Annotated in this window: 17 protein-coding genes; 16 read left to right on the forward strand and 1 reads right to left on the reverse strand. The window is 54.4% G+C overall.

The genetic code is table 11. The features are described 5' to 3' along the window. Positions 1–4: 4 nt before the first annotated feature. The 5 genes from nadD to KP806_RS01290 are packed head-to-tail and all read left to right on the forward strand — an operon-like array spanning position 5 to position 3,211. Complete coding sequence (nadD, locus tag KP806_RS01270) at positions 5–595, forward strand: nicotinate-nucleotide adenylyltransferase (RefSeq protein WP_224721744.1); 591 nt, start codon at positions 5–7, stop codon at positions 593–595. Next, a complete protein-coding gene (gene yqeK, locus KP806_RS01275; RefSeq protein WP_224721745.1) occupies positions 585–1,157 on the forward strand; it encodes a bis(5'-nucleosyl)-tetraphosphatase (symmetrical) YqeK in 573 nt (190 codons plus the stop codon). Before nadD ends, yqeK begins: the two co-directional genes overlap by 11 nt. A gap of 4 nt (positions 1,158–1,161) precedes the next feature. Beyond that, positions 1,162–1,509, forward strand: coding sequence for a ribosome silencing factor (gene rsfS / locus KP806_RS01280; RefSeq protein WP_224721746.1), 348 nt, complete (start codon positions 1,162–1,164; stop codon positions 1,507–1,509). After that, positions 1,506–2,444, forward strand: coding sequence for a CvfB family protein (locus KP806_RS01285; RefSeq protein WP_224721747.1), 939 nt, complete (start codon positions 1,506–1,508; stop codon positions 2,442–2,444). Before rsfS ends, KP806_RS01285 begins: the two co-directional genes overlap by 4 nt. Further along, positions 2,444–3,211 carry a class I SAM-dependent DNA methyltransferase gene (locus KP806_RS01290; protein WP_224722402.1) on the forward strand — a complete coding sequence of 256 codons (768 nt, stop codon included), beginning with the start codon at positions 2,444–2,446 and terminating at the stop codon, positions 3,209–3,211. Before KP806_RS01285 ends, KP806_RS01290 begins: the two co-directional genes overlap by 1 nt. Before the next feature lie 266 nt (positions 3,212–3,477). On the opposite strand, the gene KP806_RS01295 is transcribed toward KP806_RS01290, so the two are convergent. Further along, positions 3,478–3,693 (reverse strand): Maf family protein, encoded by a 216-nt coding sequence (locus KP806_RS01295; protein ID WP_224721748.1) that lies wholly within the window; start codon positions 3,691–3,693, stop codon positions 3,478–3,480. A 283-nt stretch (positions 3,694–3,976) separates the two neighbouring features. On the opposite strand from KP806_RS01295, the gene nrdI reads away from it, so the two are divergent. The 11 genes from nrdI (at position 3,977) to KP806_RS01350 (ending at position 14,712) form a co-directional block, all read left to right on the forward strand. Continuing rightward, positions 3,977–4,336: a class Ib ribonucleoside-diphosphate reductase assembly flavoprotein NrdI gene (nrdI, locus tag KP806_RS01300; RefSeq protein ID WP_224721749.1), complete on the forward strand. Its 360-nt coding sequence runs from the start codon at positions 3,977–3,979 to the stop codon at positions 4,334–4,336. Next, positions 4,323–6,407: a class 1b ribonucleoside-diphosphate reductase subunit alpha gene (gene nrdE, locus KP806_RS01305; protein ID WP_224721750.1), complete on the forward strand. Its 2,085-nt coding sequence runs from the start codon at positions 4,323–4,325 to the stop codon at positions 6,405–6,407. The genes nrdI and nrdE overlap by 14 nt, the downstream gene beginning before the upstream one ends. Before the next feature lie 43 nt (positions 6,408–6,450). Further along, positions 6,451–7,407 (forward strand): class 1b ribonucleoside-diphosphate reductase subunit beta, encoded by a 957-nt coding sequence (nrdF, locus tag KP806_RS01310; RefSeq protein ID WP_224721751.1) that lies wholly within the window; start codon positions 6,451–6,453, stop codon positions 7,405–7,407. 95 nt (positions 7,408–7,502) lie between these two features. Next, positions 7,503–8,480: an ABC transporter ATP-binding protein gene (locus KP806_RS01315; protein WP_224721752.1), complete on the forward strand. Its 978-nt coding sequence runs from the start codon at positions 7,503–7,505 to the stop codon at positions 8,478–8,480. After that, on the forward strand, positions 8,480–9,283 hold the full coding sequence (locus KP806_RS01320; protein WP_224721753.1) for an ABC transporter permease: 804 nt from the start codon (positions 8,480–8,482) through the stop codon (positions 9,281–9,283). Before KP806_RS01315 ends, KP806_RS01320 begins: the two co-directional genes overlap by 1 nt. Positions 9,284–9,290: 7 nt before the next feature. After that, positions 9,291–10,073, forward strand: coding sequence for an ABC transporter permease (locus tag KP806_RS01325; protein ID WP_224721754.1), 783 nt, complete (start codon positions 9,291–9,293; stop codon positions 10,071–10,073). A gap of 113 nt (positions 10,074–10,186) precedes the next feature. Continuing rightward, positions 10,187–11,095, forward strand: coding sequence for an HPr(Ser) kinase/phosphatase (gene hprK / locus KP806_RS01330; RefSeq protein ID WP_224721755.1), 909 nt, complete (start codon positions 10,187–10,189; stop codon positions 11,093–11,095). A gap of 129 nt (positions 11,096–11,224) precedes the next feature. Beyond that, entirely contained in the window at positions 11,225–11,677 is a 453-nt protein-coding gene (locus KP806_RS01335; RefSeq protein WP_224721756.1) for a GyrI-like domain-containing protein, read from the forward strand. A gap of 108 nt (positions 11,678–11,785) precedes the next feature. Then, positions 11,786–12,229, forward strand: coding sequence for a hypothetical protein (locus tag KP806_RS01340; RefSeq protein ID WP_224721757.1), 444 nt, complete (start codon positions 11,786–11,788; stop codon positions 12,227–12,229). A 1-nt stretch (position 12,230) separates the two neighbouring features. Beyond that, positions 12,231–13,022: a PhzF family phenazine biosynthesis protein gene (locus KP806_RS01345; RefSeq protein WP_224721758.1), complete on the forward strand. Its 792-nt coding sequence runs from the start codon at positions 12,231–12,233 to the stop codon at positions 13,020–13,022. Between the two features lie 736 nt (positions 13,023–13,758). Continuing rightward, the gene (locus KP806_RS01350) at positions 13,759–14,712 is read left to right on the forward strand and encodes an ABC transporter permease (RefSeq protein ID WP_224721759.1); all 954 of its coding nucleotides are present in this window, start codon (positions 13,759–13,761) and stop codon (positions 14,710–14,712) included. The last annotated feature ends 17 nt before the right edge of the window (positions 14,713–14,729 follow it).

A 14,729-nucleotide genomic window follows, 5' to 3' on the forward strand; every position in this document is an offset into this window, starting at 1 on the left:
ACACGTGAGAAATATAGGCATCATGGGCGGCACCTTCGATCCGATCCACATGGGTCATATGATTGCCGCGGAGACGGCGCGCGAGCAGTGCGGCCTTCACGAGGTGTGGTTCATCCCGTCCTACGGGCCCCCGCTTAAAGCGAATGAGCCCGGCGTAAGCAGCCGGCACCGCTATGAAATGGCCTGCTCCGCGGCGGAGGACAATCCTTTCTTCCGCGTGCTGGACATCGAGCTGCAAAGAGGCGGAGTCAGCTATTCGTACGATACCGTCATGGAACTGAAGTCCCGTTATCCGGAGCTTCAGTTCTCGTATATTATCGGGTCCGACAGGATTAACGACCTTCCGCAGTGGCATAAGATCGAGCTGTTGGCCGAGGCCGTCTCCTTTATCGGGCTCGAACGGCCGAACGAGCCGATCCTTCTGGAGGAGCTGCCCGATTATTTGAGAAGCCGGATCCGGCTGATCCGGATGCCGGCGATCGAGATATCTTCCACGGCGATCAGGGGCAAGCTAAAGGCTGACGGCTCCGTCCGCTACCTCGTGCCTGATTCCGTACTTAGCTATATAAGGAGGTACGGCTTATATGAATCGTGAGCAAATGATCGAGAAGGTAAAAGCGGAAATGCCGGAGCGCAGATGGCTGCACACGCAAGGAGTCATGGAGACGTCCGTTCAGCTCGCGCAGCGTTTCGGAGAAGATCCGGAGCGGGCAGAGCTGGCGGCGATTTTGCATGACGTGGCAAAATATTGGCCGACCGAGCGGATGGCCGGTATTATCAGGGAGCAGAGCCTGCCTGCCGAGCTTCTGCTGTACGACAAAGAGCTGTGGCACGCACCGGTAGGGGCATGGGTTGCCGAGCACGAATACGGCGTAACCGACACCGGCGTGCTGGATGCGATCAGGTACCATACCTCCGGCAGGAAAGGCATGTCCCGTCTGGAAAAAATCGTGTGCCTGGCCGACTACATGGAGCCTGGCCGGGACTTTCCCGGCGTGGACCGGATCAGGGAGCTGAGCCGGGAGCGGCTGGACGAAGCGCTGCTAGCGGGCTTTAACTCTACAATTTCCTTTCTTCTGGAGAAAGGAAAACGTATTTTTCCGCTGACGGTGGAGGCACGGAACTCTTTATTGGAATCATCTATCACAGGAGGTTGAGTCTATGACACTACAGTCGGATCAATTGCTTCAAATAACGGTCGCGGCCGCCGAGGACAAAAAAGCGGTGCGGGTCGTTGCCTTAAATTTAAAAGAAATATCATTGGTAGCGGATTATTTCGTCATCTGCAGCGGTAATTCGGATACGCAGGTGCAGGCGATCGCTACGGAAATCAGGAAGCAGGCGGAGAAGAACGGCACCCGCGTCCGCGGCATCGAAGGCATGGATACGGCCAGATGGGTGCTGATCGATCTCGGTGACGTGATCGTACACGTCTTTCACCGCGACGAACGCGATTATTACAATATTGAGCGGCTCTGGTCCGATGCGAAGGTTGTGGAATTCGCATGAGCTTTGTCGCAGGTACGACGCAGACGCTCAAGGTGGCGCGCGAGGTGTCGCCTTACGGCTATTTCCTGAGCGACGGCGAATCGGAGATTCTGCTGCACTATACCGAGCTGGTAGGCTCCAAGCCGAACATCGGCAGCGAAGTCGAAGCGTTTCTGTTTTACGATTCGGAAGACCGGCCGGCCGCCACGATGAAGAAGCCGCTGCTGCAGCTCGGAGAGCTCGCCCGGCTGAAAGTGGCCGACGTTCATCCCCGTCTCGGCTGCTTTCTCGAGATGGGCCTTGGCCGGCAGCTGCTGCTGCCGCTCTCGGAGCTGCCGGAGAGCATCGATTACAGGCCGCTGCCGGGGGACGAAGTTTTCGTCGTTATGCAGCATGACAAGATCGGCAGACTTGTTGCGAAGCTGGCTTTCGAGGAAGAGCTGTCGAAGCTCGTATTTCCAGCTCCGGCGATCTGGAACAACCAGTGGGTCGAAGGCTGGGTGACGAAGACGCTTCAGCTTGGCTCCTTCGTCATTTTGGACGGCGGGGTCGTCGGCTTCGGGGTGTACGGGCTGATCCCAAGCTCCGAACGTATCCGGCCGCTCCGGCTTGGAGAACGGGTAAGGGCCCGCGTCACGTATATCCGGGAGGACGGGAGAGTGAACCTCTCGATGGCGCAGCGCAAGGAGGTCGGGCGGCTTGAGGATGCCGACCGCATTCTTGCCTTTTTGAAGGAGCGGCCAAACGGAGCCATGCCTTATTCCGACGAAACGGAAGCAGACATCATCAAGCATAAATTCGGCATCAGCAAAGGCGCTTTCAAGCGTGCAATCGGGAAGCTGATGAGAGAAGGGCTGGTAACGCAAAAAGGGAGCTGGACGCACTTGACGTCCGAAAGCGAAACCCCGGCTGCAGGGGCGGATGCTTCCGTAAACGAAGGGACGGAAAAGCTATGATGCGCTCGTACGGGCAGTTTGCAACGGTATACGACCTGCTGATGGAGGAGATGCCTTACGCGGATTGGCTGGGCTTCGCCAGGGAATGCTGGTCCCGCTACGGCAATATGCCGGCCACGGTCGTGGATCTCGGCTGCGGCACCGGCAGCATTGCCATCCCGCTGGCCCGCTCGGGCTTTGACGTGTACGGGCTCGACCTGTCCTCGGACATGCTTACCGTCGCGCGCAGCAAATGGGACGAGACGGCCCAGACGGTCACCAGGCCGCGTCAGGGCACAATCAGATGGCTGCAGCAGGATATGCGGGAATGGGGGCTCCAGGAGCCCGTGGATACGGTCATCTCTTTCTGCGATTGCTTGAACTATCTGACGGAGGAAGCCGATATCGAAGCGGCGTTCCGGGCAACTTATAACGGTCTCCGGAACGGAGGCTCGTTCCTGTTTGACGTGCATCCGCCGAAGCAGCTGATCCGTTATGCGCAGGAGCAGCCTTTCGTGCTGGACGAGCGGGAAGTGGCCTATATTTGGACCTGCGAGCTGGAACAGGAGCGCTGCGAAATCGAGCATCATCTGACGATTTTTGCGCGGGATAAGGATTCGAAGTTTTACCGGTTCGAGGAATCGCATATTCAGCGGGCTTACGACCCCGACTGGATCGAAGGCGCCTTGCGGAGGGCGGGGTTCCGGACGGTCGAGCGGTTTGCCGATTTCGAGCTGAAGCCGGCCAGCCGCGAATCGGAGCGATTGTTCTTCGCCGCACTCAAATAAATCGTTTATACAATGAAACGGGCTATCCCGGAAGGCTGTTTGCCTGAGGGGATAGCCCGTTTTGCCGTTCGGAACCGGAAATGGGAACGTGGCGGGCGCCCGCCCGGCGCTCTGCCCCGGCCAGCGAACGGCTTGGATGCCGTGTATTGTCGAAATATACGAATTTTGTCGAAATTGCGGCGGACGCGTATCCGTTTTCACCTGACGGAGGAAGCAAGCCCGAAACGAACGGCCGTATCTATATCTAGTGGTCGCCCCTGCGGCCTCTATTCGCGCAGAGCGTCACGCAGACGGCTGTTCATGCCTGTCCCCGGCCCGGATCGGCGCGCCGCCTCCAGCCGCCACTTTCTGGCGTTCTCCGCCAGAGCGGCGTTGTCTTCCTCCAGCTTATCTATGTAATCCAGCAGCTCCGGCACCTCGTACCCCGCGTCTCTGAACAGCTTGCCGATTAAATCCCGCATTTGCCCCCGGGTATCTTCCACTTGCATCACGCCTTTCAAAATATCAATAAAATGTCACTATCCCATCATATCCGCTTCTGGTAAAATAGTCGAGTGCGCCAAAATAACGGATTCATAGAATCTCCATAATTTTCATTGACGGAACCTATATATTGATGTAGAATCAAAAACATCAACTACATATTGATGTACATAGGATCTTTCAATGATTACCTGCTGGTAATCGCAAATAAGCGCAGCCGACCGGATTGCTAGTCGTAGGCGCTGTTTAATGCCTTAATTTTAGCAGGGGAGCGAACGAATTATGCTAGTCGTCTATGATTCCAAAACAGGTAATGTCAAGCGTTTTATCAACAAATTGAATATGCGAGCCATGCCTATTGATGAGAAGACAGAGATCGAAGAGCCGTTCGTGCTGGTCACGTACACCACAGGATTTGGACAGGTTCCGGAGAAGGTTGCTTCGTTTCTGAAGAGCAACTCGGACATGCTCCGGGGCGTTTCCGCGAGCGGAAACCGGAACTGGGGAGCAGGGTTCGCGAAAAGCGCGGACACTATATCTGCTATGTATGATGTCCCTGTAATTTTGAAATTCGAGTTGTCGGGCACGACTCAGGATACGCAACATTTTGTCGAAAGGGTGCGAACCATTGAAGCATATTGAACTCAATAACGAATTAATGCAGCGCGGCGCGGACGGTTTTTACCAGCTGGATAAAGATAAAGAGGCGGTAGCCGCATTTATGGAAGAAGTGGAAGAGAAGAGCGTCAAGTTCGATTCGCTTCGCCAGAAGCTGGATTATTTGATCGGGAACGACTATTACGATAATGTGTACGAGACGTATACATATGAGCAGATTGAAGCCGTGTTTCAGCTGACGGCAAGCGCAGGCTTCGAATTCCAGTCGTATATGGCCGCATCGAAGTTTTACAAAGACTACGCCATGAAGACGAACAACAAATCGCAATACCTCGAGCAGTACTCCGACCGCGTTGCGATCGTCGCGCTGCACCTGGGCGAAGGAGACGCGGCCCGCGCACTCCGCATTGCCGAAGCGATGATCGAGCAGCGCCTGCAGCCTGCGACACCGACCTTCCTGAACGCCGGCAAGAGCCGCCGCGGCGAAATGGTTTCCTGTTTCCTTCTCGAGATGGACGATTCCCTGAATTCCATTAACTATGTGCTCGGCACCTGCATGCAGCTGTCCAAAATCGGCGGCGGCGTAGCCGTCAACCTGTCGAAGCTTCGCGGACGCGGAGAGCCGATCAAGGGCGTCGAAGGCGCGGCCAAAGGCATTATGCCCGTTCTGAAGCTTATGGAGGACGCATTCTCGTATGCGGACCAAATGGGCCAGCGCAAAGGCTCCGGCGCAGGCTACTATAATATTTTCGGCTGGGATATTATCGAGTTCCTGGATTGCAAAAAAATTAATGCGGACGAGAAGGCTAGAATTAAAACCTTGTCCATCGGCCTTATCATTCCTAACAAGTTTTACGAGCTGGCTGCGCAGAACAAACCACTTTACGTATTCGGCCCGCACTCCGTACACAAAGCCTACGGACAGCATCTGGACGACATGGATATGGATCTGATGTACGAGGATTTGCTCGCCAACGAGCAAGTGACGAAGAAGAAGGTTATGAATGCACGCGACATGCTTACGAAAATCGCCTCGATTCAGCTGGAATCGGGTTACCCATACATCATGAACAAATCGAATGCAAACAGCATTCATGCATTGAAGGATATCGGCTCGATCAAAATGTCCAACCTGTGCACGGAAATTTTCCAGCTGCAGGAGACGTCCGAAATCAAGGACTACGGCCACGAGGACATTATCCGTCGAGATATCAGCTGCAACCTGGCGTCGCTTAACATCGTGAACGTCATGGAGCGCAAGAAGGTGAAGGAATCGGTCCATGTCGGCATCGAAGCGCTGACGACGGTCAGTGACCTTTCCAAAATCGACAACGCTCCGGGCGTCCGCAAAGCGAACGAGGAGCTGCATTCCGTCGGCCTTGGCGCCATGAACCTGAACGGATATCTCGCGAAGAACAAGATCGCTTACGAAAGCGACGAAGCGAAGGATTTTGCTAGCGTATTTTTCATGATGATGAACTACTACTCCATTGAGCAGAGCATGGAAATCGCCAAAGAGCGCGGCATTACGTTCAAGGATTTCGAGCGCTCCGAGTACGCCAAAGGAACGTATTTCACGCGTTATGTGGAGAACGACTTCCGTCCGAAGACGGAACGCGTGAAGGAGTTGTTTGAGGGGATGCATATCCCGTCGCCGCAGGATTGGGCGGAGCTGAAGGAGAAGGTTCAGCAACACGGCTTGTACCATGCGTACCGTCTTGCAATCGCTCCGACGCAGAGCATTTCGTACATCCAGAATGCGACGTCCAGCGTTATGCCGATCGTCGAGCACATCGAAACGCGCACCTATGCGAATTCGACGACGTATTACCCGATGCCTTATTTGGCTCAGGACAATTACTTCTACTATAAATCGGCTTACAACATCGACCAGTTCAAGCTGATCGATCTGATTGCGGAAATTCAGCAGCACGTCGACCAGGGCATTTCTTCGGTTCTGCACGTGAACAGCAACGTGACGACGCGCGAGCTTGCACGCTTCTACGTATATGCTGCGCAAAAAGGTCTCAAATCGCTTTATTACACGAGAACGAAGCGCCTTTCCGTCGAGGAATGCACCAGCTGCGCCGTATAATTTTAATAATGAAGTTAAAAGCAACAAAAAAGGAGCACATCTGATGAAAGCTGTGAACTGGAACCGCCCGGACGACGATTTTACCTTAACGTTTTGGCAGCAAAACGTCATGCAATTTTGGACGGACGAAGAAATACCTCTATCCGACGATAAAATGGACTGGATGGAGATGACGGACGCCGAGCGCACGCTTTACAAAAACGTCCTCGGCGGCTTGACTCTGCTCGATACGATTCAGGGCGGCATCGGCATGCCGAAAATTTTGGAGCATGTCGACGGCCTGCAGCGTAAAGCGGTGCTGTCGTTCATGTCGATGATGGAGCAAATCCACGCGAAGTCTTACAGCAGCATTTTCACAACGCTCGCATCCGGCGAAGAGATCGACGGGATTTTCAAATGGGTGGAGCAGAACGAGCAGCTGCAGAAGAAAGCGACGTTGATTTCCTCGTGGTACACGAGCATTACGGGACCGAAAGAGCTGTACAAAGCGATGGCGGCTTCGGTATTTCTGGAAAGCTATCTGTTCTACAGCGGCTTCTTCTATCCGCTTTACCTTGCCGGACAGGGCAAAATGACGAGCAGCGGCGAGATTATCGACCTGATTCTCCGCGACGAAAGCATCCATGGCTTGTACGTGGGCGTGCTGGCGCAGGAGCTGTACCAGACGTTCAGTCCGGAGGAGCAAGCCCAGCTGCAAACCGAGGTTTATGCTTTGCTGAACGAGCTGTACGAGAATGAAATTACGTACACCGAGCATTTGTACACGCCGCTTGGCTTGACGGAAGAGGTTAACGCCTACGTCCGCTACAATGCGAACAAGGCACTGATGAATTTGGGCTTTGAGCCGTATTTCCCGGAAGAGCCGGTCAACCCGATCGTGTTTAACGGCATCAGCACGCACACGAAGCAGCATGACTTCTTCTCCAAAAAAGGAAACGGCTACGTACGCACGATTCACGTAGAGCCGCTGAACGACGAGGACTTTGTATTTAACTTTTAAACATTAACTATAGCAAGCAACAGCAGGATCGCTCTCCATTCGGCCTTAAGCCGGAAGAGGGCGATTTTCGTTTTGCACAAAAAGGAGGAAATGAAATGATTACCATTCAAGGTTTAAACAAAACGTTTCATGTCGCCAAGCGGAATGCGGGAGTCGGACAAGCGTTCAAATCACTGTTCCGCAGAGAGTACACGGCTGTGGAAGCGCTGCAGGATATCAGCTTTTCGATCCGGCCGGGGGAGATCGTCGGTTATATCGGGCCGAACGGGGCCGGGAAATCCACGACGATCAAGGTGATGAGCGGCATTCTTGTGCCTGACAGCGGCACCTGCTCGATAATGGGCTATACGCCGTGGAAGGACCGGACGCAATACGTCAAAAATATCGGCGTCGTCTTCGGCCAGCGGTCGCAGCTGTGGTGGGACGTGCCGGTTCTCGATTCCTTTGAGCTGCTGCGCGACATTTACAAGGTGCCCGAACGTGAGTACAGGGACAATCTCGAGCTGCTTACGGAAACGCTGGAGCTGAAGGAGATTATCCAAATGCCGGTCAGGCAGCTGAGCCTCGGGCAGCGGATGCGCTGTGAGATCGCGGCGTCGCTGCTGCACAGTCCAAGCCTGCTCTTCCTGGACGAGCCGACGATCGGGCTGGATGCGGTGTCCAAAATCGCGGTCCGGCGGTTCATCCGCACGATCAACGAGGAGAAGGGCGTGACGGTCATATTGACGACGCATGACATGAACGATATCGAGGCTTTGGCGCAGCGGATCATCCTGATCGGCAAGGGCAGGCTGCTGTTCGACGGAGGCATCGACCGGATCCGAAGCCGGTTCGGCACGCACAAAACGTTAACGGTCGTGTACCGTCATCATGCGCAGCCGCTGAAGGTGCCGGGAGCCGAGCTGCTGTCATGGTCGCCCGAACGCGCCGTATGGCGAATCGATACGGCAAGCTTGAACATTTCCGAAGTTCTGCTGCAGCTGTCGGGCCGGGTGGAGCTGCTCGATGTGGAAATCGAGTCACAGCCGATCGAAGAAATGATCGTTCAATTGTATAAGGAGCATCAAATCTAATGAGAGCTTATTTATCCGTTTTCAAGCTGCGATTGAACCTTGGCATGCAGTACCGGACGGCGGCGGTCGCGGGCTGCGCCACCCAGTTTTTCTGGGGCTTCCTCATTATTATGGTGTTCGAGGCGTTCTACAGCCACGCGTCAGGAACACCGCCGATTTCCTTGAAGCAGTTAATCAGCTATGTGTGGCTGCAGCAGGCGTTTCTCGCATTCATTATGCTCTGGTTCCGCGACAACGAGCTGTTCCAGCTCATCACAAGCGGCAATATCGCGTACGAGCTGTGCCGGCCGAGCGGACTTTACGGCTTATGGTTCGCAAAGCTGCTGGCGCAGCGGTTGTCCAGCGCGATTCTGAGAAGTCTGCCGATTTTGGCGGTGGCCTTGTTTCTGCCGGAGCCTTACAGGATGCCGCTTCCGCACGACTGGCTTGCTTTTCTGCTGTTTGGAGCTGCGCTGCTGATCGGATTGCTGATGATCGTATCGCTGTCCATGCTGATGTACATATCCGTATTCGTGACGCTGTCGCCCTCCGGCTCTCTGCTGATGTTCGGCGTATTGGGCGAATTTCTGGCCGGCATGATCATCCCGGTGCCGCTTATGCCGGATTGGCTGCAGCAAATTGTTTACGTGCTGCCGTTCCGCTGGACGGCGGATTTTCCGTTTCGGGTTTATTCGGGCCATATTCCGCTGCAGGAGGCGGTTGCCGGCATCGGGATTCAGCTGCTTTGGCTCATGGGGCTATTGTGGCTGGGCAAATCGGCGATGACGAAGGTGCTGCGTAAAGTCGTCGTACAAGGAGGCTGAACATTCGATGGTTTTGTTCTGGAAATATGTCGCTATTTTATTCAAATCGCAAATGCAGTACCGTACTTCGTTTTGGCTTCTGACGCTGGGCCAGTTTCTTGTGCCGTTCTCGGCGTTTGCCGGGCTTTATTTCATGTTCGAGCGGTTCGGGCAAATAAGAGGCTGGGCGTTCGACGAGGTCGCGCTTTGCTTCGCCGTCATTCATATGGCGTTTGCGGTCAGCGAGTGCTTCGCCCGCGGCTTCGACAGCTTCTCGACGCTTGTAGCAGGCGGGGATTTCGACCGCCTTCTGGTCCGTCCGCGCGGCACGATCGTCCAGGTACTGGGCTCCAAATTCGAATTCAGCCGCATCGGCCGGCTCGTGCAAAGCACCTTGGTGCTGGCATGGGCGGTCAGCCGGCTTTCCGCCGAATGGAGCGTGCTTAAGGCGCTTGTTCTGGTGCTGATGATCGTCAGCGGCGTATTCATTTTTTCGGGCATTTTTATGCTGGCGGCGACGATGTGTTTCTGGACGATCCAGGGGCTCGAGATCGCCAACATTTTTACCGACGGCGGACGGGAGATGGCGCAGTATCCGCTCAATATTTATAAAAAATGGGTGACACGTTTCTTCACGTTCGTCATCCCGTTCGGCTGTGTCAATTATATACCTCTGCTGTATATTTTGGACAAAGGGAACGGCAATGGGCTGATGAGCCTGCTGTCGCCGCTGGCCGGCATTGCCTTCATCATTCCGTGCCTGCTTGTCTGGCGGCTCGGCGTCCGGCATTACCGGTCCACCGGGTCGTAAGCGGACTTGGAAAGGCCGGCATTTTCGCCGCAGAGGCAGGGAATTCCCGGGCTTTGTGGAATAGTACCATGGATACCCGATCTTTCTTACACATGAACGGAAGGAGCAGCGCTGTGAAATCGATAGAGGTTAGAGAGCTAGTGGACAAATTTTCGTTAGAGGTGCTGGCGGGACGGGACAAGCTGGACCGGAAAATTATGAAGGCCAGAGTTTACCGCCCGGGCCTGGAATTTGTCGGCTATTTTGATTTTTTTCCGCAGGAGCATGTGCAGATACTCGGGAAAAAGGAGATCACCTACCTGCACTCCTTGACGGAGAAAGAACGCAATCATCATATCGGGAACATTGTAAAATACCATCCGCCCTGCTTCGTCGTGACGTCCGGACAGGAAGGGCTTAAATATTTGACAAAATATTGCGAGGAGGAGGGTATTCCGCTGCTGCGCACGAACGTGCTGACGGCTGCGTTTCTGGGTATGCTGGACGCTTTCCTCCTGAAGGCGCTTGCCCCGGAAATGTCCGTGCACGGCGTTTGCCTGAACGTATCGGGCATCGGCATTTTGCTGCGCGGCAAATCGGGCGTAGGCAAAAGCGAAACCGCGCATACGCTGATCAGGCGCGGCCACCGGCTTGTCGCAGACGACATCGTCGTGCTCAAAAAGCTCAGCTCGCAGACGCTGCTCGGCAGCCATAACGAGAAGACAAAGGAATTTCTCGCGCTGCGCAGCGTCGGGCTCGTCAACGTCGTACGGCTGTACGGCCGCAAGGCGTTTCAGGACGAGACGCGGATTGCGCTGGATATCGAGCTCACGAAGTGGCGGGACAACGAGCTTAATAACGAGCTGGAGCTGGAGCCTAAATTTACGGAATATATGGGCGTTCGAATCCCTCATTTCGAAATTCAGCTGCAGCCGGGCAGGGACGCGGCGGGTCTGATCGAGGCGGCCGCCAACAACTGGTATCTTCGCCAGCAGGGCTACAGCGCGGTCGAGGAATTTATGAAGCGGCTGGAGCTCGAGTAATCCCGGGGAAACGTTTCGGCACAGATTTTCGAAACGGGTATCCATCCGGCGGTAAAACATGTTAAACTGTTGGAGTAGAAAAGCTCATCCTTGCGCACAAGTCCTGACAGACCTAAAGGAGGAAATGGCGTGGAAAACTGCTCAATCGTTACAAAGCCTGCGCTCCACTTGGCGGGAATCAGCTATTGCGGCCCGTATTCAACCTTCCCGGACGAAGCCATCAGGCTGCAAACCGAGTTTTTGACACGTAAGCATGAGCTTAACGGCCAAATGAAATCGACGGTGCTTTACAGCCCCTACTTTGGCAACGAAGCGTTCGCGACCTACTGGGCCTGCTACGAGGTACAGCATCTGGAGGAGGTGCCGCCGGGCATGGTGCAGTTTACGATTCCGGCCCACCGGTACGCGATGGCTGCATGCTCGAACAAACGGATCGGCGAAGGCTACGAGCAGCTCCATGCCTGGATGAACGAGATGCGGCTTGAGAGACAGGAAAATGCCGTATCGCTGGAATTGTTTTATATCGACGAACATCATTTGGAGGAAGAGCCGGTAGAGCTGCTTATCCCTCTGAAGGATTAATGTATACACAACGCTTGCACGCAAACGAATCAGATAAAGACGCCGGGCCGTCTTTACGATTCGTTTTGCGAAGGCAAGTTTTTTTATTTTGCGGGGAGGGGAACGTACATGCTGCGCATAAGGGGCGGCTTGGCTTACGCAGGGCTGGCGGCCGGCGCCGTGAGCGGCATCGTGCTGGGCCTTGCCATGAAGCTTCTGGAGCTTGCGTCCGGGAAGAGCGTTTATCGGCTCTTGCTCAGCGTGGAATTTGTTCCCTGGCTGCCGGCTGCGATGCCGGAGCCGGCCGAATTTGCGCTGCATCTGCTCGTGTCGCTGCCGCTCGGGATCGTCTATTGGTCTCTTTTATCCGTTTGGTGGGCACCGCTTGGGCTGGGCCTCTGGATGGGCGGCGCAATGGCCGCCTGCACATGGATCCCGCTGACGCAGCTGTCGGAGCGAGTGCCTGCCCTTCAGGATTGGAGAGCCCTGGCCATGTGGATGGCCGGCCATCTCGTTTACGGGCTAACGCTTGCTCTGTTTGGAAAATACTGGTTGAAGAAAGGCGTTGAATAAAATGAGTACTCGATTGTTTATCGTGGATGCGTTTACGAAGGAAAGCTTTAAAGGAAATCCGGCGGCGGTCTGCCTGCTTGACGCGCCCCGTGCGGAGGGCTGGATGCAGCAGGTGGCGGCGGAAATGAATTTGTCGGAAACCGCCTTTGTCGTACCGGCTGTGGAAGGTTATGATCTGCGGTGGTTCACGCCGGAGGCGGAGGTTGAGCTGTGCGGGCATGCGACGCTTGCGGCCGCGCATGTACTATGGGAATGCGGCGTATTGGACGAAAGTGAAGCGGCGCGTTTCCATACGAAGAGCGGCTTGTTAACCGCAAAGTTTACGGATGGCGGAATCGTTATGGATTTTCCGGCCGAGCCGCCGCAGGCTGACGTTGCTCCGGAAGAGCTGCTGCAAGGCCTTGGGCTGATCCCTCGGTTTGCCGGCCGCAACCGGATGGATTATTTCGTCGAGGTGGACAGCGAGGAGACGGTCCGGACGCTTCGCCCGGATTTCGGCCTGCTCGCCCGGCTGCCGGCACGCGGCGTCATCGTGACGAGCCGGTCCTCCAGCCCGGCTTACGATTTTGTGTCCCGCGCCTTTTATCCGGGAGTTGGTGTTGGCGAGGATCCCGTAACAGGCTCGGCTCATTGCGCGCTCGCTCCTTATTGGGCCAAAAGGCTCAGGAAATCCGAGCTAACCGGCTATCAGGCCTCGAAGCGCGGCGGATTCGTCGGAGTCCGTCCCGAAGGCAGCCGCGTTCACTTGACGGGCCAGGCGGTAACGGTGCTGCGCGGCGAGCTGGCGGAGTAATAGAGGGAGGCGCTGCTCTGACCTTCTAAGCGGTTGGCTGCTTGGCTTCATAATTGCATTTGATGTAGCTGATGGCTGCTCAGTGGTCAGACGACCGATGATTAGATGTATGATTTATATACGAATTAAGTGGATTCAACGAATCTATTCAAGCTGCATGAGCTTTATTGGTGGAAATAACTGTATTCCTTGTATCTATATCCGGAAAGAGAGAAGCTTCAGCCCATTTTTCGCGGATTTAGATACAGCGATTACAGTTAATCCAAGAGCAAGGACTAATTAATCGAAAATATATACATCAAATCCATTTGTGATCAAACTGCGATGGACCTGCCGCCAAGATTAACCTCGCCTAACGGAAACTTCCTTTCACGCCCCCATAAGTACGTCCAAGACCCTTCATGCACTTCCCTTAACCATCTCGTAACCCGGCTTTCCACATCGTTCGGATCGCTTGCACCGGGCATCTCCCCGAGCTCAAACCTCTAAACCGTCAGGTTCAAAAGTTCCCGTATTCATCAACAGCGGAGCGCCTATCATTAGTGATTTATTGATTATCCGCCTGATTGAAAGCGCTTGCGACAGTTTTGACGCAGTTTGGACTTTCTTGAACAAACGCCGGAAAAGCCCGCTGTTATGCGGTCAAAAATGTCCGATTGCCGGAAAAAAACGCCGACGCCATACTAAGGCTACAAACGTCGATGAGGCGGTTAACGACATCCGGAGGTGAATGTTTATGAAGCAGGTTGCAGTCCCTAAACTTAAACAGACGGCAGCCGATTACCGGCCGAGCGTGCTGCGGAGGCTAATCAAAGATAAATGGTTATACATTTTGCTGATGCCTGGTTTGCTTTACTTTTTGTTGTTCAAATATGTTCCGATGTGGGGCGTGCTGCTCGCCTTCAAAAACTATCAGCCCTATACGGGGTTTTGGAACAGCGAATGGGTAGGAGTGGAGCATTTCCGATTGTTTTTCTCGAACCCGGAGTTTTTTATGCTCTTGCGCAACACGCTGCTCTTATCCTTTTATAATCTTGTCTTTTTCTTTCCGGCGCCGATCATTTTGGCCATCCTGCTGAATGAGATCAGAATTGCTATTTTCAAACGGTCGATCCAGACGCTGATCTACATTCCGCACTTTATCTCAATGGTTATCGTCGCCAGTATGACCTATGTATTCCTGACGACGGCGGGCGGTCCGGTCAACGAGCTGCTCTTTGCTTACACAGGCAAAAAAATCGAGTTTTTGGCCAGTCCCGACTGGTTCAGGCCGCTAATCATCATTCAAACGATTTGGAAGGAATGCGGCTGGGGCACGATTATTTTCCTGGCGGCGCTTGCCGCGGTGGACGTGGAGCAATACGAGGCGGCCATCATGGACGGAGCGAACCGTTGGAAGCAGATGTGGCATATTACGCTGCCTTCCATTAGCAGCACGATCATTATTTTGCTTATTTTGCGGATGGGGAACGTGCTTGAAAACGGTTTTGAGCAAATCTATTTGATGCTGAACCCGCTTAACCGCGAGGTGGCGGAAGTGTTCGATACTTACGTATACATGATGGGGATTACGCAGGGAGCGTTCAGCTACAGTACGGCGGTCGGCTTGTTCAAATCGATCGTTGGCGTCATTCTCGTACTCGGAAGCAACTATTTGGCAAAACGATTCGGACAATCCGGTCTCTACTAAGGGCTGGACGTAAAGAG

Origin of the sequence: Paenibacillus vietnamensis (genome assembly GCF_020169515.1) — a bacterium.
In the GTDB taxonomy this organism is placed as follows: domain Bacteria; phylum Bacillota; class Bacilli; order Paenibacillales; family Paenibacillaceae; genus Pristimantibacillus; species Pristimantibacillus vietnamensis.